Source organism: Enterobacter sp. CPE_E1241, assembly GCF_045618265.1.
GTDB classification, from domain to species: domain Bacteria; phylum Pseudomonadota; class Gammaproteobacteria; order Enterobacterales; family Enterobacteriaceae; genus Enterobacter; species Enterobacter adelaidei.
In genome coordinates this window covers 3,791,467-3,809,348 of record NZ_JBIWYV010000001.1, presented here as the reverse complement: position 1 = coordinate 3,809,348, position 17,882 = coordinate 3,791,467, and the positions used below count along the sequence as shown (strand labels likewise).

At 55.9% G+C, this 17,882-nt stretch carries 19 protein-coding genes; 6 read left to right on the top strand and 13 right to left on the bottom strand.

Translation table 11 applies throughout. The features are described from left to right. Entirely contained in the window at positions 1-888 is an 888-nt protein-coding gene (locus ACJ9Y9_RS18645) for a LysR family transcriptional regulator (protein ID WP_028016856.1), read from the top strand. On the opposite strand, the gene ACJ9Y9_RS18640 is transcribed toward ACJ9Y9_RS18645, so the two are convergent. Continuing rightward, on the bottom strand, positions 885-1,292 hold the full coding sequence (locus ACJ9Y9_RS18640; RefSeq protein WP_028016855.1) for a MarR family winged helix-turn-helix transcriptional regulator: 408 nt from the start codon (positions 1,290-1,292) through the stop codon (positions 885-887). The genes ACJ9Y9_RS18645 and ACJ9Y9_RS18640 overlap by 4 nt on opposite strands. Positions 1,293-1,464: 172 nt before the next feature. On the opposite strand from ACJ9Y9_RS18640, the gene ACJ9Y9_RS18635 reads away from it, so the two are divergent. From ACJ9Y9_RS18635 to ACJ9Y9_RS18625, 3 genes are read left to right on the top strand one after another with little or no spacing between them, the layout of a single operon-like run. Beyond that, positions 1,465-2,067, top strand: a complete 603-nt coding sequence (locus ACJ9Y9_RS18635) for a non-oxidative hydroxyarylic acid decarboxylases subunit B (RefSeq protein WP_028016854.1) — start codon at positions 1,465-1,467, stop codon at positions 2,065-2,067. Further along, a complete protein-coding gene (locus tag ACJ9Y9_RS18630) occupies positions 2,057-3,484 on the top strand; it encodes a non-oxidative hydroxyarylic acid decarboxylases subunit C (RefSeq protein WP_028016853.1) in 1,428 nt (475 codons plus the stop codon). Before ACJ9Y9_RS18635 ends, ACJ9Y9_RS18630 begins: the two co-directional genes overlap by 11 nt. Before the next feature lie 10 nt (positions 3,485-3,494). Continuing rightward, on the top strand, positions 3,495-3,716 hold the full coding sequence (locus ACJ9Y9_RS18625; RefSeq protein WP_028016852.1) for a non-oxidative hydroxyarylic acid decarboxylases subunit D: 222 nt from the start codon (positions 3,495-3,497) through the stop codon (positions 3,714-3,716). Between the two features lie 81 nt (positions 3,717-3,797). Here ACJ9Y9_RS18625 and mutS read toward each other — a convergent pair whose 3' ends face one another. Both mutS and ACJ9Y9_RS18615 read right to left on the bottom strand, forming a co-directional pair. Further along, positions 3,798-6,359, bottom strand: coding sequence for a DNA mismatch repair protein MutS (gene mutS, locus ACJ9Y9_RS18620; protein ID WP_028016851.1), 2,562 nt, complete (start codon positions 6,357-6,359; stop codon positions 3,798-3,800). 112 nt (positions 6,360-6,471) lie between these two features. Beyond that, a complete protein-coding gene (locus ACJ9Y9_RS18615) occupies positions 6,472-6,702 on the bottom strand; it encodes a SymE family type I addiction module toxin (protein WP_028016850.1) in 231 nt (76 codons plus the stop codon). 175 nt (positions 6,703-6,877) lie between these two features. Here ACJ9Y9_RS18615 and ACJ9Y9_RS18610 point away from each other — a divergent pair, with 175 nt between their 5' ends. After that, positions 6,878-7,222, top strand: coding sequence for a nitrous oxide-stimulated promoter family protein (locus ACJ9Y9_RS18610; protein WP_028016849.1), 345 nt, complete (start codon positions 6,878-6,880; stop codon positions 7,220-7,222). Between the two features lie 5 nt (positions 7,223-7,227). Here the strand turns inward: ACJ9Y9_RS18610 and ACJ9Y9_RS18605 are convergent, their stop codons facing one another. The 10 genes from ACJ9Y9_RS18605 to hypA all read right to left on the bottom strand — a co-directional run bounded on the left by ACJ9Y9_RS18605 (position 7,228) and on the right by hypA (position 17,156). After that, on the bottom strand, positions 7,228-8,448 hold the full coding sequence (locus ACJ9Y9_RS18605; RefSeq protein WP_028016848.1) for an MFS transporter: 1,221 nt from the start codon (positions 8,446-8,448) through the stop codon (positions 7,228-7,230). Between the two features lie 16 nt (positions 8,449-8,464). Further along, complete coding sequence (locus tag ACJ9Y9_RS18600) at positions 8,465-9,226, bottom strand: ABC transporter ATP-binding protein (protein ID WP_028016847.1); 762 nt, start codon at positions 9,224-9,226, stop codon at positions 8,465-8,467. Next, positions 9,226-10,263 carry an iron ABC transporter permease gene (locus tag ACJ9Y9_RS18595; RefSeq protein WP_028016846.1) on the bottom strand — a complete coding sequence of 346 codons (1,038 nt, stop codon included), beginning with the start codon at positions 10,261-10,263 and terminating at the stop codon, positions 9,226-9,228. The genes ACJ9Y9_RS18600 and ACJ9Y9_RS18595 overlap by 1 nt, the downstream gene beginning before the upstream one ends. Further along, positions 10,263-11,261, bottom strand: coding sequence for an ABC transporter substrate-binding protein (locus ACJ9Y9_RS18590; RefSeq protein WP_028016845.1), 999 nt, complete (start codon positions 11,259-11,261; stop codon positions 10,263-10,265). Before ACJ9Y9_RS18590 ends, ACJ9Y9_RS18595 begins: the two co-directional genes overlap by 1 nt. A gap of 154 nt (positions 11,262-11,415) precedes the next feature. Then, positions 11,416-13,488 carry a formate hydrogenlyase transcriptional activator FlhA gene (gene flhA / locus ACJ9Y9_RS18585; protein WP_028016844.1) on the bottom strand — a complete coding sequence of 691 codons (2,073 nt, stop codon included), beginning with the start codon at positions 13,486-13,488 and terminating at the stop codon, positions 11,416-11,418. 55 nt (positions 13,489-13,543) lie between these two features. Beyond that, entirely contained in the window at positions 13,544-14,554 is a 1,011-nt protein-coding gene (gene hypE, locus ACJ9Y9_RS18580; RefSeq protein ID WP_028016843.1) for a hydrogenase expression/formation protein HypE, read from the bottom strand. Next, entirely contained in the window at positions 14,551-15,672 is a 1,122-nt protein-coding gene (gene hypD / locus ACJ9Y9_RS18575; protein WP_028016842.1) for a hydrogenase formation protein HypD, read from the bottom strand. The genes hypE and hypD overlap by 4 nt, the downstream gene beginning before the upstream one ends. A gap of 3 nt (positions 15,673-15,675) precedes the next feature. Then, entirely contained in the window at positions 15,676-15,948 is a 273-nt protein-coding gene (locus ACJ9Y9_RS18570) for a HypC/HybG/HupF family hydrogenase formation chaperone (RefSeq protein ID WP_028016841.1), read from the bottom strand. Continuing rightward, positions 15,939-16,802 (bottom strand): hydrogenase nickel incorporation protein HypB, encoded by an 864-nt coding sequence (gene hypB / locus ACJ9Y9_RS18565; protein ID WP_028016840.1) that lies wholly within the window; start codon positions 16,800-16,802, stop codon positions 15,939-15,941. The genes ACJ9Y9_RS18570 and hypB overlap by 10 nt, the downstream gene beginning before the upstream one ends. 3 nt (positions 16,803-16,805) lie before the next feature. Continuing rightward, on the bottom strand, positions 16,806-17,156 hold the full coding sequence (gene hypA / locus ACJ9Y9_RS18560) for a hydrogenase maturation nickel metallochaperone HypA (RefSeq protein ID WP_028016839.1): 351 nt from the start codon (positions 17,154-17,156) through the stop codon (positions 16,806-16,808). A 210-nt stretch (positions 17,157-17,366) separates the two neighbouring features. Here hypA and hycA point away from each other — a divergent pair, with 210 nt between their 5' ends. Then, entirely contained in the window at positions 17,367-17,831 is a 465-nt protein-coding gene (gene hycA / locus ACJ9Y9_RS18555; RefSeq protein ID WP_028016838.1) for a formate hydrogenlyase regulator HycA, read from the top strand. The last annotated feature ends 51 nt before the right edge of the window (positions 17,832-17,882 follow it).

Genomic DNA, 17,882 nt, shown 5'->3' with positions numbered 1-17,882 from the left:
ATGATTAATTTACAGCGGACGGCGATGTTTGTAGCGGTAGCGGATACCGGCAGTTTCACTGCGGCAGCCGACGCTATGGGGCTGACAAAAGCCGTGGTTAGCTTCAATATCCGCCAGCTCGAAGCTGAGCTGGGCGTCACCCTGTTACTGCGTTCCACCCGACGTCTGACCTTAACCGAGGCAGGTGCGCTTTTTCATCAACGCAGCGCCGCGCTTCTGAAGGATGCAGAGCAATTGCAGGACGATGTACGTGCGAATCATGGCGGGCTCACGGGGGAATTGCGGATCACGACCACACCGGAGTATGGTTCAAGGGTCGTGGTTCCTTTGCTGGCCAGGTTTAGCCAGCAGCATCCTGATCTTCGCGTAAGACATGTTTCGTCGTCGCTGCATGCCGACCTAATTTCAGAGCGCTTTGATGTCGCCATCCGGCTGGGGACGCTCGCCGACTCGCGCTATCACGCAGCTGCGATCTCGCACTTCTCCATCCTGCCCGTCGCGACGCCCGAGTGGCTGGCGAAAAATCCAATTGAATCGCTGGAACATCTGGCACAAGCTGACTGGCTCGTTCACGAGCGTCTGGCCTCGCCGTTGCACTGGCAGGTAAAAGATGCCAGCGGGGCATCAGAGACGCTGGAGATTAAAAAAGCACCGCGTTTGTTTGCGGACAGTGCGCAGGCGCTAATGGCCTTTGCACTTGCAGGAAGTGGTGTGGCGTTACTACCGGAATGGCTGGTGCGTGAGGCACTGGATGCGCGAAATCTGGTGTCGGTTTTACCGGGATACACCTTTGCGAGGCAGGGCATCTACGCGGTTTATCCTGATGCCCGGCATGTACCCGCAAAAGTGCGCAGCTTTATCGATTTTATGCGCACCAGCGTGAATTAATCGTGCATCATCTTTTTGATGAGCGCAGAGAACTGCTCCCGCTCGGCCTTGTTTAGACGTCCTAAAAACGCCTCATCCACCTCATTGCCAACCGGTTTACAGCCTGCAAGCAGGGCTTCTCCTTCTGGCGTCAGGAAGACAAACCGGCGGCGCTTATCCGCAGGATCGAGTTCACGTTTGACCAGCCCGCGCGCCTCCATGCGGCTTAGCATTTCTGCCAGCGTCGCTTTTGTGCTAACCGCGACTTCGGTCAATGCCACCTGTTCAATGCCAGGATGCTCGGCAATTGAGCGCATGACCGCATACTGCGGCTTGGTCAGTTCCGGCAAGGCGTGCTGCCACTGCGCAGTATGCTGTTGAAAAAGCTGACGTAACAGGTGGAACGCCTCTTTTCTTAGTTCCATGAACACTCCGACGGAAAAAATCTCCCACTATGATAGCCGCTATTGCTCCGGATTTTAACGCGGCATTTTTTAGCGATTCGTGTGATCGTGTACGAACGATCTTGTCAGGAAAATGGTTCGGGAGTAGTTTAGTTTTAATGTTCGTGTACGAACAAAACAATTGAGGTGCTGAATGAGATTGATCGTGGGAATGACAGGGGCGACAGGCGCTCCGCTGGGCGTGGCGCTACTCCAGGCCTTGCGGGAGATTCCGGAGGTGGAGACCCACCTGGTTATGTCGAAGTGGGCAAAAACCACCATTGAGCTGGAAACGCCTTACACCGCGCAGGACGTTGCTGCTCTGGCTGACGTTGTCCACAGTCCGGCTGACCAGGCCGCCACCATCTCATCCGGCTCATTTCGCACCGACGGCATGATCGTCATTCCCTGCAGCATGAAAACGCTGGCGGGGATCCGCGCAGGCTACGCCGAAGGGCTGGTGGGACGCGCGGCGGATGTGGTGCTGAAAGAGGGGCGTAAGCTGGTGCTGGTTCCCCGTGAAACGCCGCTCAGCACCGTTCATCTGGAGAATATGCTTGCGCTTTCCCGCATGGGCGTGGCGATGGTGCCGCCCATGCCTGCGTATTACAACCACCCGCAAACCGCCGATGACATTACCCAGCATATTGTGACCCGCGCGCTTGACCAGTTTGGTCTGGAGCATAAAAAGGCACGCCGCTGGAACGGGTTGCAGGAGGCGAAACATTTTTCACAGGAGAATAAAGATGGCATTTGATGATTTGAGAAGCTTCCTGCAGGCGCTCGATGAGCAAGGGCAACTGCTGAAAATTGAGGAAGAGGTAAACGCCGAGCCGGATCTGGCTGCGGCAGCCAACGCAACGGGACGTATTGGCGGCGGTGCCCCCGCGCTGTGGTTCGACAAGATTCGCGGGTTTACCGATGCCCGTGTCGTGATGAATACGATTGGCTCCTGGCAGAATCACGCCATTTCGATGGGGCTGCCTGCGAACACCCCGGTCAAAAAACAGATCGACGAGTTTATCCGCCGCTGGGATAAATTCCCCGTCACACCGGAGCGCCGCGCTAACCCGGCCTGGGCGCAGAATACGGTGGACGGTGAAGACATTAACCTGTTCGACATTCTGCCGCTGTTTCGCCTGAATGACGGTGACGGTGGTTTTTATCTTGATAAAGCCTGCGTTGTCTCGCGCGATCCGCTGGACCCCGATCATTTTGGCAAGCAAAACGTCGGTATTTACCGCATGGAAGTGAAGGGCAAGTGCAAGCTGGGCCTGCAGCCGGTACCTATGCACGACATTGCTCTGCATCTGCACAAAGCGGAAGAGCGCGGGGAAGATCTGCCGATTGCGATAACGCTTGGCAACGATCCAATCATCACGCTCATGGGCGCTACACCGCTTAAATACGATCAGTCTGAGTATGAGATGGCTGGCGCGCTGCGTGAAAGCCCGTATCCCATTGCTACCGCACCGCTGACCGGTTTCGACGTGCCGTGGGGGTCAGAAGTGATCCTCGAAGGGGTGATCGAAGGCCGCAAGCGTGAGATAGAAGGGCCGTTTGGTGAGTTTACCGGACACTATTCCGGTGGCCGTAACATGACAGTGGTGCGTATTGATAAAGTTTCATACCGCACCAAACCGATTTTTGAGTCCCTCTACCTCGGCATGCCGTGGACCGAGATTGACTATCTGATGGGGCCAGCCACCTGCGTGCCGCTCTACCAGCAGCTAAAAGCGGAATTCCCGGAAGTGCAGGCGGTGAACGCGATGTACACCCACGGTCTGCTGGCGATTATCTCTACTAAAAAACGCTACGGCGGTTTTGCTCGTGCGGTTGGTTTACGTGCCATGACCACGCCGCACGGTCTGGGCTACGTGAAAATGGTCATTATGGTGGATGAGGATGTCGATCCGTTCAACCTGCCACAGGTGATGTGGGCGCTGTCATCGAAAGTGAACCCGGCAGGTGATCTGGTGCAGTTGCCGAACATGTCAGTGCTTGAACTTGACCCTGGTTCGAGCCCGGCGGGTATTACCGACAAGCTGATTATTGATGCTACGACGCCAGTTGCTCCGGACACCCGTGGCCACTACAGCCAGCCGGTACAGGATTTACCTGAAACTAAAGCCTGGGCGGAAAAACTGACCGCGATGCTGGCTGCACGTCAATAAGGAGGAAAAGATGATTTGTCCACGTTGTGCCGATGAACACATTGAAGTAATGGCGACATCTCCCGTGAAAGGGGTCTGGACTGTGTATCAGTGCCAGCATTGCCTGTATACCTGGCGTGATACTGAACCGCTGCGCCGTACCAGCCGGGATCACTATCCGGAAGCATTTCGCATGACGCAGAAGGATATTGACGAGGCACCACAGGTGCCGACCATTCCGCCGTTGCTGTAAAAAAAAGCCCGGTGGCGCTGCGCTTACCGGGCTTACGGGTTGTGTAGGCCGGGTAAGGCGAAGCCGCCACCCGGCAAAAAACTACACTAAACTCTTCAGCCGATAAATCCACTCCAGCGCCTGACGCGGCGTCAGGGAATCCGGGTCGAGGTTTTCCAGGGCTTCTACTGCTGGCGACGTCTCTTCCGCTGGTGCTAACAGCGACATCTGTGTGCCATCAATCTGCGTTGCAGCCGCATTCGGTGAGAGGTTTTCCAGCTCACGCAGTTTCTGACGCGCGCGTTTAATCACCTCTTTAGGAACACCCGCCAGCGCTGCGACGGCCAGGCCATAGCTCTTGCTCGCCGCGCCATCCTGCACCGTGTGCATAAAGGCGATAGTGTCGCCGTGTTCCAGCGCATCAAGGTGGACATTAGCAACCCCTTCCATTTTCTCCGGCAACTGTGTCAGCTCGAAATAGTGGGTTGCGAACAGGGTCATTGCCTTGATCTTATTCGCCAGACTTTCAGCACAGGCCCATGCCAGTGACAGACCATCATAGGTTGATGTTCCGCGTCCGACTTCGTCCATCAGCACCAGGCTGTGTTCCGTCGCGTTATGCAGAATGTTAGCCGTTTCGGTCATTTCAACCATGAAGGTTGAGCGGCCGCTAGCCAGATCGTCCGCTGCGCCCACGCGGGTAAAGATGCGGTCGATGGGGCCAATCTCCACGTTTTGCGCCGGGACGTAGCTGCCGATGTAAGCGAGCAGCGCGATCAGCGCTGTCTGGCGCATGTAGGTACTCTTACCGCCCATGTTCGGGCCGGTAATGATCAGCATCCTTCTCTGCGGTGACAGGTTCAGGGGGTTAGCGATGAACGGTTCGTTCAGCACCTGCTCTACCACCGGGTGACGACCTTCGGTAATGCGAATGCCGGGTTTGTCGGTAAAGGTCGGGCAGGTATAGTTCAGCGTTTCAGCACGTTCCGCCAGATTCACCAGCACGTCCAGTTCCGCCAGCGCGCTGGCGCTCAGTTGCAGGTCGGCCAGGTGCGGCATCAGCATGTCAAACAGCTCGTCATACAGCTGTTTTTCCAGAGCCAGCGCTTTACCTTTCGAGGTGAGAACTTTGTCCTCGTACTCTTTCAGCTCAGGAATAATGTAGCGTTCTGCATTTTTCAATGTCTGGCGACGCACGTAGTGAATCGGTGCCAGGTGGCTCTGCCCGCGGCTGATCTGAATATAGTAACCGTGTACCGCGTTATAGCCCACTTTCAGGGTGTCGAGCCCAAGTCGCTCGCGCTCGCGGATTTCCAGCTTATCAAGGTAGTCCGTTGCGCCGTCGGCCAGCGCGCGCCATTCGTCCAGCTCTTCGTTGTAGCCAGGGGCAATCACGCCGCCATCACGCACCAGAACAGGGGGTGCATCAATAATGGCGCGCTCCAGCAGCTCGCGAAGCTCGGTAAATTCGCCCATGGTTTCGCGGAGTTTCTGGACAGGGGCGCTGTCTACGTCGCTTAACTGAGTACGCAGTTCCGGCAGTTGCTGAAAAGCATGACGCATCCTCGCAAGATCGCGTGGGCGCGCTGTCCGCAGAGCCAGACGGGCCAGGATACGTTCCAGATCGCCTACTTGGCGCAGGACCGGCTGCAGCTCGGTATAACGATCCTGCAACGCAGCAATCGTCTGCTGACGGCAAACCAGCGTATCGGTATCCCTAATCGGCATATGCAGCCAACGTTTAAGCATACGGCTGCCCATCGGCGTCACGGTACTGTCGAGGACCGAGGCGAGCGTATTCTCGACGCCACCCGCCAGGTTCTGGGTGATCTCCAGGTTACGGCGCGTAGCGGCATCCATGATGATGCTGTCCTGCTGGCGCTCCATCGTGATAGAGCGGATATGCGGCAGGGCGGTGCGCTGGGTGTCTTTCACGTACTGCAGAAGACAACCTGCTGCGCACAGTCCGCGCGGGGCGTTTTCGACGCCAAAGCCAATCAGATCGCGGGTGCCGAACTGGAGATTCAGTTGCTGACGCGCGGTATCAATTTCGAACTCCCAAAGCGGACGGCGGCGCAATCCACGACGGCCTTCGATAAGCGCCATTTCGGCGAAATCCTCGGCATAGAGTAATTCTGCCGGGTTGGTGCGCTGCAATTCGGCAGCCATCGTTTCACGGTCAGCCGGTTCACTCAGACGAAAACGTCCGGAGCTGATGTCGAGCGTCGCGTAGCCAAACCCTTTGCTGTCCTGCCAGAGTGCCGCCAGCAGGTTATCCTGACGCTCCTGCAGCAGGGCTTCATCACTGATGGTACCTGGCGTGACGATGCGCACGACTTTGCGCTCAACCGGACCTTTCGAGGTCGCCGGGTCGCCGATCTGTTCGCAAATGGCGACGGACTCGCCCTGATTCACCAGTTTGGCCAGGTAGTTTTCTACCGCGTGATGCGGGATACCTGCCATAGGAATGGGTTCACCCGCCGATGCACCACGTTTGGTCAGCGAGATGTCGAGCAACTGCGATGCACGCTTAGCATCGTCATAAAACAGCTCGTAAAAATCGCCCATACGGTAAAACAGCAGGATTTCCGGATGCTGTGCCTTCAGCTTCAGATACTGCTGCATCATCGGCGTATGTGCGTCGAAATTGTCGATTGTGCTCATGGAGTTATGATGTCCATTTCTTTGAAAATAAACCGTTTTGATCGGCTCAGTGGCCGTTTGTTCCTTCTATTGTCGCATGAAAAAAAGGTACGGCGCAGAAAAATGTCGCGCTTTACGAGGTGCCTTCCGGCATTAACTCAATGACAATTTTTCCATGCTCTATGCCCACTCTGACCTGGGAATTTGTGGTAAACCCTGCTTGTTCAAGCCAGTCACCTTTTAAGCTCAGCGCCGCATGCACGCTGTAACGCTTTGGTATCTTGGTTTTACGGTCTTCATGACGCTTTCTGAAATATCCCACTTTCAAATGGCGGTAGGGTTTGGTTATCACGATCTCTTGCATAGGGCCTCCTGGCAGCATGGACAATAGTCATTTCTGATGCCTGTATAAAATACCAGTGATTTTCATGAGGTGCAGGCTTAATACTGGAATCAGGCTTCAGAAAAAGGAATGCAACAACTGAAATCTGGAGTTTAAAAATGTATTATTAATGCACTTTATTGCTGGGTAAGTCGTTATGTCTGGAAAACGCATATCACGAGAAAAAGAGACAATTGCGAAAATGATCGCGTTGTATGAAAAGCAGTGTCCACAGGCTTCTCAGGAAGAGGGTTATTATCAGGCGCTTAAGGCTTATGCCGATAAACGCCTGGATAAGTGTGTATTTGGTGAAGAAAAACCCGCCTGCAAGCAGTGCCCGGTGCACTGCTATCAGCCTGCCAGACGTGAAGAGATGAAGCAGGTCATGCGCTGGGCTGGCCCGCGTATGTTGTGGCGTCATCCCATTCTGACTATCCGCCATCTGATTGATGACCGCCGTCCCGTGCCGGAGCTACCGGTGAAGTATCGCCTGAAAAAGTGACTGGTTCAGCTTCTGAGTGGGCGGCAAATCACGTTCAGGGCCAGCGCGCTGCAGAGTGGGAAAAGGGCCAGCAGCAGCCATGGATACATTGCCTGCGTTGAGGGCACCAGCGCGCGATCCAGCATGCTGCCAAACAACAAGTTTCCTGCCAGTACCGCAATGCCTCCGGCGGTGGCGAGTGCGCCGTAGTGCGCGCCAAGCGTTGATTCCACGGCGAACCGCGGAATGAGATCTTTTGCCGATGGCACCAGCAGCATCTGTCCCAGCGTCAACAGCGTCACAAAACAGACTGAGGGCAGTAAGCGAAGCCAGCCTTCCGGCGGCGTCATCGGGGCAAACATCGCCACGCTCGCAAAGGCGGTGGAGAGCAGTAAAAAGCCCAGAGGCAGGATCCTCACCGCGCCCACGCGTCGGGCAAAACGCGCCAGCGGTAACTGTAAGGTAATGATCAGAATGGAGGCCAGCATAAAAAGTGGGCCGAGATCTTTCTCGTTACCACCAGAACGCTGGATCTCCACCGGCAGCGCCAGATAAAGCTGGTTATAACTTAACAGCCACGAGCTGTAGGCAATGATAAAGGCGACAAAGCGCGGCTGGCGGAACGTTGTCCACCAGGGCTGTATGTGTAGCGTCTGTGAACGGTGGTGTGAAGCTGGGAGGCAGAAGTAGAGCACCACTAGCGCAATGATAAAGACCCCCGCACCTGCCAGCGCCACCTGGCGGAAACCAAGCCCCGTCAGCAGAGCTCCTGCAACCGGGCCCAGCACTGCACCGAGCTCACCACAGACAGCAAAGAGAGCAAACCATTCCGCCCGGCTACGTTTTCCTTTCGCCTCGCTGTGCGTGCCCGCTTTCGCCAGCAGAGCCTCAATGGAAGGGGAGAATAATGCTCCGCCGATGCCGGTCAGACATGCACCAAGAATAATGGGCCACAGAGATTGCCCGAAGGCCAGCAGCAGATAACCCGCGACGCGGATAACGCACCCGCTCAGGATCACGACTTTCGCGCCAAAGCGATCCGAGAGCGCCCCCCCGACGATAAACATCCCCTGCTGGGAGAACGTGCGTAGCCCCAGGATCAGCCCGATCAGCCCGCCGGAGAGCAGCATATCGTCGCGCAGGAATATCGCCAGGAAGGGGACAACGGCATAAAAACCAATGTTAAAAACAAACTGGCTACCCAGTAAAACGGGCGGCCAGAGTGTGGTGGCAGGGCGAAGGGACATCGTTGTTTACTTGCCCCTAAACGATAAAGTGAATGTGCTTTTTGCCATGGAACGGCGAGATCTCAATTTTGGTTTTTACCCGGAAGACGTCCCAGAGCAGCTCTTCGGATAAGATCTCCTGCGGTGTTCCCGTGGCCACGATTTGCCCTTTTTGCATCACAATCAACGAATCACAGAACATCGAAGCATGATTGAGATCGTGGATAGCGACAATACTGGTGACAGGCAGCTCACTGATCAAATGCATTAACTGCATCTGATGGTGAATGTCCAGGTGATTTGTCGGTTCATCCAGCAGGATTTCAGTGGGAGTCTGGGCCAGCGCACGGGCAATGTGCACCCGCTGGCGTTCACCGCCAGACAGGCTCAGCCAGCCCTGGTCGCTTTTATCCTGCATGTCCACGCGTTGCAGGGCAGCGGTGACGGTCTCGTCATCGTGCGTGCTCCAGTTTGAAAAAGGGGAGTGGTGCGGAATACGACCGAGCTTTACCACGTCACGTACGCGCATATTCGCATCGGTCATCCCGTGTTGCTCAACGAAGGCGACCCGGCGGGCGAGTTGCTTTTTGGCTATCCGGGAAATATCTTGCCCGTCCAGGGTTACGCTGCCGATGTCCGGGCGACGAAGGCCCGCAAGGATACGCAAAAGCGAGGATTTACCGCAGCCATTTGGTCCTAGCAGCCCGACGGTTTCACCCCGGGAGACCTTCAGAGAGACGTCATTAACGATGACTTTTTTGCCTACCTTCCAGGTAATATTTTCAGCGCAGATGCTCATCACTTATTCCTTGAGCGGTAGATAATCACGGCAAAGAAAGGTACACCCACCAGCGCGGTCACCACGCCTACGGGCAGGCTTTGCGGGGCAATCAGCATGCGTGAGGCGATATCTGCCAGCACCATCAGGATCGCCCCTGCCAGCGCGCTGGCAATCAGCAATGTGCGGTGCAGCGGCCCAAACAGGAAACGCATCACATGCGGTACCACCAGCCCTACAAAGCCGATGGAGCCCGCCATGCTGACGATTGTGGCAGTAATCAGCGCGGTAGTGGTAAAGAGTGCCAGGCGCACCCAGGGGACGGCAATGCCCAGGGACGCGGCGGCATCATCGCCGAAGGTAAAGGCATCCAGCGCCCGGGAATAGTAGAGGCAAACGGCTAACCCAATGAGTACCACCACCAGCACCAGCTGGAATTCAGGCCAGCGAACGCCGCTGAAGCTGCCCAACAGCCAGAACATGACATCACGCGCTTGCTGGGCACTGGCGGAGGTGCTGATGGTGTAGGCGGTAATGGCGTTGAACAACTGAGAGGCGGCTACGCCTGCCAGAATGGTCCGTTCATTACCGCCACGCGCACCGTTCGTCAGGAAGGCGACGAAGGCAAAGGCGGCAAACGCCCCGGCAAACGCCCCCGCAGAGAGCGACACCGCACCGGTGCCGATACCCAATACCACGACGGAAACCGCCCCGGTAGACGCACCCGCAGATACGCCCAGCACGTAAGGTTCCGCCAGCGCGTTCTTCAGCAGGCTCTGTAATACTGCACCGCAGATGGCCAGCCCCGCGCCACAGCAGGCTGCCACCAGCGCGCGGCTCAGGCGAAAGTCCCAGATAACACTCTCATAGATGCGATTGAGCGGAACCTGGGTAAGCCCCATTTTATTGCTGATAGCATAAAAGACATTTTGCAGTGGGATGGACAGCTCGCCGACGCTGACGCCAAGCGCGATGACCAGAAATAACAGTACAAACGCGAGCAAACATGACGTTGTCAGAACCAGGCCCTGTCGGGCCTGAAGAACAGCGACGGTCATCAGTTCAGCCCCAGCTTTCTGAGCTGTTCGCCGACCTGCTCAGCCCCGTAAATCGTGCGAATCGTCGGGTTCATCGCCTGGCCGTCCATCACTACGATATGACCTTTTTTCACCGCATCCAGCTGGCTGACCGCCGGATCGTTCTTCAGGAATTTGATTTTTTCTTCCGCGTTATCCAGCGCCCAGCGGTTGCGGTCCAGGCTGGACACCACGATGACATCCGGATTTGCGGCAATAATGCTTTCCCAACCTACGGTTGGCCATTCGGTCTCGGACGTAATAGCGTTATGACCACCCATCAGGCTGGCGATAAACCCGGAGGGGCTATTTTTACCACCGACGTAAGCATCTGCAGAAGGGGATGAGCTGGAGAACCAGAAGACAAACGAAAGATCTTTTTTATTCTTGCCGAATTCCTTACGCAGCTCGGCCTCGCGTTTTTTGAAATCGGCAATCACCGCCTGGCCGCGATCTTCAACGTTAAAGATTTTGGCGAAATCCTCAATCTCTTGATAGAGATACGTCATATCCCACAGCTTCTGGCGGCTGCCATACATATCGCCGGTGGCTTTTTTGGTCGCGCACATGCCCGGTGAAACGTAGCTGTTCACGCCGAGGGTCATCAGGTCTTCGCGTTTTGCGACCTTACTTTCCGGCCCCAGCAACAGCGGCGTCTGGGCGGGGACAAAGTCAGGATTTTGCGCAAGCACGGATTCAAGGGTAGGGATTTCAACTGTCAGGGTTTTGATTTTCGCGTTCTGTTCCGCCAGCTGCGGTAGCACTTTGGTCGGCCAGAAGGCGCTGGCCTTCACCTTATCCTCCAGACCCAGCAGGAGCAAAATTTCGACGGTGTTCTGACCCAGGGCCACGACGCGTTCCGGTGCTTTGGTGAACGTCTCTTTATAGCCACAGTTTTCAATTGTCAGAGGATACGTGGTTGCCAGAGCAGAACTGACCGACGCAACCGCCAGGCCTAACGCGCAGAAGATCTTTTTCATGAAATGCTACCCATCATTAACATTATTTTTTGATGCAAATGAAACTCATTATTAAGGCGGAATTTTATACAGAGGAAACGATTTTGTGTCAATGAGAGACAATTGCGCAGGGTAATAAAAGGCGGTGTCAGGAAAACACCGCCGGAATAACAGCTTAAACCAGACTCTCTTTATCAATTCCCAGCCGCTTCATACGCGACAGCAGGGTGGTCCGTTTTAACCCTAAACGCTGGGCCGCCCCTTTTGGCCCGGCTACCACGCCGTTGGTCTCTTTCAGTACGCGCATAATGAGCTGATATTCATCTTCTCCCTCTTTCGCTATCTCGGCGGTGGGCACGGTCATGTCAGAAAGGGTCACCTCAGGCAGGGACAGTTGCAGCACGCTACCTCGCGTTAGTAACACCGCACGTTCAATGACGTTTTCCAGCTCACGCACATTGCCGGGCCACTCCATAGACGAGAGTGTGCGTAACGTTTCGGCAGGAATACTGTCGATGTTTCGCCCCATCCGGCGCGCGATCTTGGCAGTAAAGGCTTTGACCAGCAGAGGGATATCCTCCGGGCGCTCGCGCAGGGGCGGCAGGAAGATCGGGAAGACGTTCAGACGATAGTAAAGATCGCTGCGAAACTCGCGGTCAGCGACCATTTTTTTCAGGTCGCGGTTGGTGGCGGCAATCAGCCGCACGTCGGTCTGGATCAGCTTGTTGCTGCCAAGACGTTCAAACTCTTGCTCCTGTAATACCCGCAGTAGTTTAGGCTGCAGTTCCAGCGGCATATCGCCGACTTCGTCGAGGAACAGCGAGCTTTTGTCCGCCAGCTCAAAACGACCCAGGCGCTGGCTACTGGCACCGGTAAACGCCCCGCGTTCGTGGCCGAAAAGATCGCTTTCCAGCAGACCCGCAGGCATAGCCGCGCAGTTCATTTTCACCATCCGGCGACCATTGCGGTTGCTCAGGTTGTGGATGGCGCGGGCAATCAACTCTTTACCCGTGCCAGTTTCGCCCAGGATCAGAACCGTACTGTCGCTTTGAGCCACCATCTCCACCTGCTTGAGCACGCTGTACATCGCGTCGCTGCGCCCGATGATTTCACCAAACTCGCTGTCAACATTGTTGAGCTGTTCGGTCAGGGCCAGGTTTTCATCCACCAGCCGCTCTTTCAGACGGTGGATCTCCTGATAGGCGAGGGCGTTATCCAGCGCGATGGAGATTCGCTCGGCGATCTGGCGCAGCAGCTTCAGGTTGGCAGTGGTAAACACCCCTTCTTCACATTGCGCCAGCTTCAGCACGCCGAGCATGGTATTGCCAGACATCAGCGGCAGCAGGCACAGGGTCTGAATTTTGTTGCCCCAGGTGTTAAACAGCATTCGCTCATAGGGTGCTACCGGGTCCTGCTCGTCAAGGTTAAGCAGCAGGATCTCTTTGCTTTTGAAGACCCGCTCAGAAAGGGTGCCCGCTTCATCCACTTCGCTTTGCTCGTGTGCCGGGTTGGCTTCATCGAGGTAATGCGTGGAGTAGATATTCAGCTTACCCTTACGATGCCCCCGCAGCGCAATGCTGATGGCATCGATTTTGAAATAGTGGTGGATCTCTTTCGAGACTTCGCTGACCAGTTCATCCATATCAAGCCGGGAAAGCACGGCGTTGGTAATAGCGACCAGAATGCGGAAGTTGTCGCGCTCGCGGCTCAGCAGGTCGTAATCGACGTTATTGGTGACACGGCTTTGGATCTGCTCCGCGACGACCGCCACAATCTGGGTAAAGGTGTGCAGACGCTCGTATTCCGCCTCGCTCCAGGGTTGGTCGGTTGTGCGGATAAACTCGCAGCCGCCAAAAATATGACCTTCCGCGGCCAGCGGCAACATGCAGTAATGACCGAAAGAGTGATAGAGAGGACTTTCCGCCAGCTTCGGCCAGGCCTGCCGGAACTCCTCAAAATTACAGTGCAGGATTTCAGGCCGGGAGAGAATACGGCGCACCGGGCCATGAGCGAGATAGGTTTCATCTTCGTATTCAAACGTTTTGTCATTATCACGCGTGGAGTAATAGCTCGCACGATGCGTTCCGCTATGCCAGAGCACAATCGCGGCGCTATCTGCCAGCGCCGATTGTCTGACCAGACGTGCCAGGGCATCGCTCAGCGCACCGAGATCGGGCTGCTGTAAAAGTGTGCGCGTGATATCAAACAGGCCCTGCTGTCCAAGATCGCTCATTGGTGTATATGGCATAGTGCTTTCCAGTAGAAACGAGCAAAAAATCCACGCTGGCCGCTTATGGCGCGGCCTAGCAAATACGGGGTAAAGGTTCAGCGTGCGGCAGATCCAGCGTACGTTTCACGCCGAAAATCCCGGTCAGGCGCACCCCTTTGCGCTCAACCACTTCACCAATAATGGCGGCCTCTTTCCCTAAAGGATGCGCATGCAGCATGTTCAGTACCACGTCAGCGACGTGGCGTTCAACGCCGATCACCAGCTTGCCTTCGTTGGCAAAATTGAGTGGATCAAGGCCCAATAATTCACACAGGCCGCGAACGGCAGGCTTAACAGGCAGACTACGCTCGCTAAGTTCAATACCCCACCCGCAGCTTGCGGCGAACTCATGTACCACGGCATTCACGCCGCCACGGGTGGCGTCTCGAAGGGCTTTTACGCCCGGAATGGTACGCAGTGTCTGAATAAGCGGGGTGAGCACCGCGCAGTCGCTGTGCAATTCGCCATCCAGCCCTAAACCTTCGCGCAGGTTAAGGATAGTCGCTCCATGACAGCCCAGCGTTCCTGTTACGAGAAGCACGTCGCCGACGTTAAGCTGTTGTGCCCCCCAGTGAATATCGGCAGGGATAGCCCCCATGCCGGCGGTGTTGATGAACAGCTTGTCGGCTGCGCCGCGCTGCACCACTTTGGTATCACCTGTGACGATGGCAATCCCCGCCTCGCGAGCGGTCTGCGCCATACTGTTGACCACTGCTGTGAGCGTCTCCATCGGCAATCCCTCTTCGAGGATAAACCCGCAGGAGAGGTAGCGCGGAACGGCACCGCTGACGGCGACGTCGTTTGCCGTGCCGCAGACGGCGAGCTTGCCGATATTGCCGCCCGGGAAGAACAGCGGGTCAATCACATAGCTGTCGGTGGAGAACGCCAGCCTGTCGCCTTGCGCGGTGAGGGTTGCCAGATCAATACGCGCCTGGTCTTCCTGCTCAGCGAGCCAGGAGTTGTTAAAAGCCTCCATAAACAGCCGGCTAATCAGCTGCTGCATTGCCTGCCCACCGCTGCCATGCGCCATTTCCACCGTGCTCATGCTTCACACTCCTGATTGCGATACTGATACCACGCGGCACACGCTCCTTCTGAGGAGACCATCAGCGCGCCAAACGCCGTTTGCGGGTTACAGGTGTTGCCAAATAACGGGCATTGATGAGGTTTGCACTTGCCCGTGAGGACCTCGCCGCAGCGAGACCGGGGATCGTCGCAAACCTGTTGTGGTTGCGGATGGAAATGCGCTTCAGCATCGAGTGATTGATACGCAGGCGTCAGACGCACGCCGGATTCGGCAATCAGTCCCAGGCCGCGCCATTCACTGTCGCCTTCGACGCTAAACACCTCCGCAATGGCTTGCTGAGCGCGTGTATTGCCTGCGTCGGGCACGACGCGGCGGTACTGATTTTCCACCGTACTCAGGGCTGCTATTTTCTGCTCAACCAGCATGGTCACGCCTTGCAGTAGATCAAGAGGTTCGAAACCAGCCACCACTAATGGACGATTGTACTGTTCAGCGATAAAACCGTAGGCGTCTGTACCGATGACCATGCTGACATGGCCCGGTGCCAGAAAAGCGTCAATGCCGTTGCCCGGTTCTTCCAGCAGGCTACGCAACGTGGGGATGAGCGTAATGTGCTGGCAGAAAAAGAAAAAGTTCTTGATGTTGCGGGCTCTGGCCTGCTGTAGCGTGATTGCCGTGGCCGGCATGGTGGTTTCAAAACCGAGACCGAAAAACACGATTTTACGGGTGGGATTATCCGCTGCCAGCGTCAGGGCATCCATCGGCGAGTAGACGATCCGGATGTCCGCTCCGCGCGCTTTAGCCTGCAACAGTGAGCCATTTTTCCCTGGCACACGCATCGCGTCGCCAAAGGTGCAAAAAATGACGTCGGGCTGGCTGGCGATTTCGATACAGCTGTCGATTCGTCCCATTGGCAGAACACACACCGGACAGCCAGGGCCGTGAATAAACTCGATGTTCTCTGGCAGAAGCTGGTCGAGACCAAATTTGAAGATGGCATGGGTATGCCCACCGCACACTTCCATAATGCGCAGCGGTTTTGCTGCGCTGTAGTCCAGCAGGGCTGCTCGCGTTTTCAGGTGTTCGATAAGCTGCATCACTTGTTCTGGCGCGCGGTATTCATCAACGTAACGCATCTGCTATCGCTCCTCGCCGTACAGCAGAGCGCCCACGTCAGGCTCTACGTCGAACATATTTTGCAGCGCATCGAGCGTGTCGCGCGCTTCCGCTTCGTTAATCACGCTCATGGCAAACCCCACGTGCACCAGCACCCACTGGCCGAGGCGTGAAGCGCCAGTTTCATCAACACTGCCGACCAGCGTCAGGTCTACATCGCGTAATAATCCACACACATCCACTCTGGCCTGATTCCCGTCAATGGCGTGAATTTGTCCCGGTACGCCTATGCACATCGTTCGCTCTCCAGCCAGTTCAACCAGCTTTCCATACCGTCGCCGCGCGTGGCGGACACCAGCAGGATGTTAATGTCCGGGTTGACTTCACGGGCATACGCCAGGCACTTATCCACGTCAAAATTCAGGTATGGCAGCAGGTCAACCTTGTTCAGCAGCATGATGGACGCGGCGGCAAACATATGCGGGTATTTCAGCGGCTTGTCTTCGCCTTCGGTCACCGAAAGCACGGCCACTTTATGCCGTTCACCGAGGTCAAAGCTCGCCGGGCAAACCAGGTTGCCGACGTTTTCAATAAACAGGATGCCGTTATCTGCCAGTGGCAGACGCGGGGTGGCGTCGGCAATCATCTGCGCATCCAGGTGGCAGCCTTTGCCTGTATTGACCTGAATGGCAGGCGTGCCGGTTTCGCGAATACGTGCGGCGTCGTTAACCGTCTGCTGATCGCCTTCGATCACCGCGCAGGAGACGCGCCCGTTCAGGCGTTTGAGGGTCTCAGTCAACAGCGTGGTTTTGCCGGACCCGGGGCTGGAGACCAGATTCAGCACCAGCTGTTTGCGGGTAGCAAAGCGTGCGCGGTTGCGGACGGCGATCTGGTTATTTTTGTCCAGCACGTTGATTTCGACTTCCAGCATCTGGCGCTGGCTGATGCCCGGCGCATGTGTCCCCGCTTCGCCGTGACCGTAATGCAGATCACCCGAGTCAGATTGTTGAGGAGTGAAAATGATACCGGTTAATGCCGATGCAGGGCGTGGGGCGGGTGAAAAGGGCGCGGAGCGAAACGCGGAGTGAGGACGATGTTCATCCCCTTCTATATACAGGTTGCCTTCGCCGCAACCGCAGGTGCTACACATAATTTACTCCTTCTCGATTTCGAGTCGTTGGATCTGCATGCCGTCATCCGCCACGATGCGCAGCCCGGCACTCTGGCATTGCGGACAGCGCTGAACCTTCGATGAAAGCAGGGTGACGTACTGCTGACACTGTTCACACCAGCACTCTGCATGCTGCTCTTCAATATGGAGTTCGCAGCCTTCCGCCAGCGTGCCGCGGCATACCAGCTCAAAACAGAAGGTCAGGGCGCTGGTCTCGACACAGGAAAATGCCCCGACTTTCAGCCAGACACCGGTGACGCGTTTCGCGTGGTTTTGCACTGCCTGCTGTTCGATAAGTTCCAGAGCCCGCTGGCAGAGGGTGATTTCGTGCATGACGCCTCCTCAATGAATTGCCCCGGTAATGCAATAACAATGCCAGCTTGATTTTTGTTAAGGGGTGACGATGTCAACGCTGTCGAAATGACACGTCGACACCGTGGAGTTGACAGGTGTCTCTTGTTGAAAATCATTTAAAATCAACATAATAAAAACTGGCATGGAATCTGCTTAACAGCCGCTATCTCCATTAACCGGATACCTTTTATGACTATTTGGGAAATCAGCGAAAAAGCGGATTACATCGCGCAGCGCCATCAGCAATTACAGGACCAGTGGCACCTGTACTGCAACTCTCTGGTTCAGGGCATCACCCTGTCGAAAGCACGTCTTCACCACGCAATGAGCTGCGCGGCACAAGGTGATATGCGCTTTGTCCTCTTCGGCCATTTCACCATCAACGTTACCCTGGCGGATAACTTCAACAGCCACACCATCGAGTACTACCTCGAGACAAAAGACGGTGAAAAACAGTGTATTGCGAAGGCACAGCTGATGGCAGACGGCATGGTGGATGGTCACGTCAGTAACCGCGATCGCCAGCAGGTGCTGGAGCACTATCTGGAAAAAATTGCGCCAGTTTATGACGGTTTATACGCCGCCGTTGAACACGATCTCCCGGTCAATCTGGCGCAGTTGATGGATGGGCATGCCTCAGCGAATGTGGCCTGACTCTTACGTGTCGAGAAATGTCGACAAGACAGTTTTTCGTCAAAAATGACT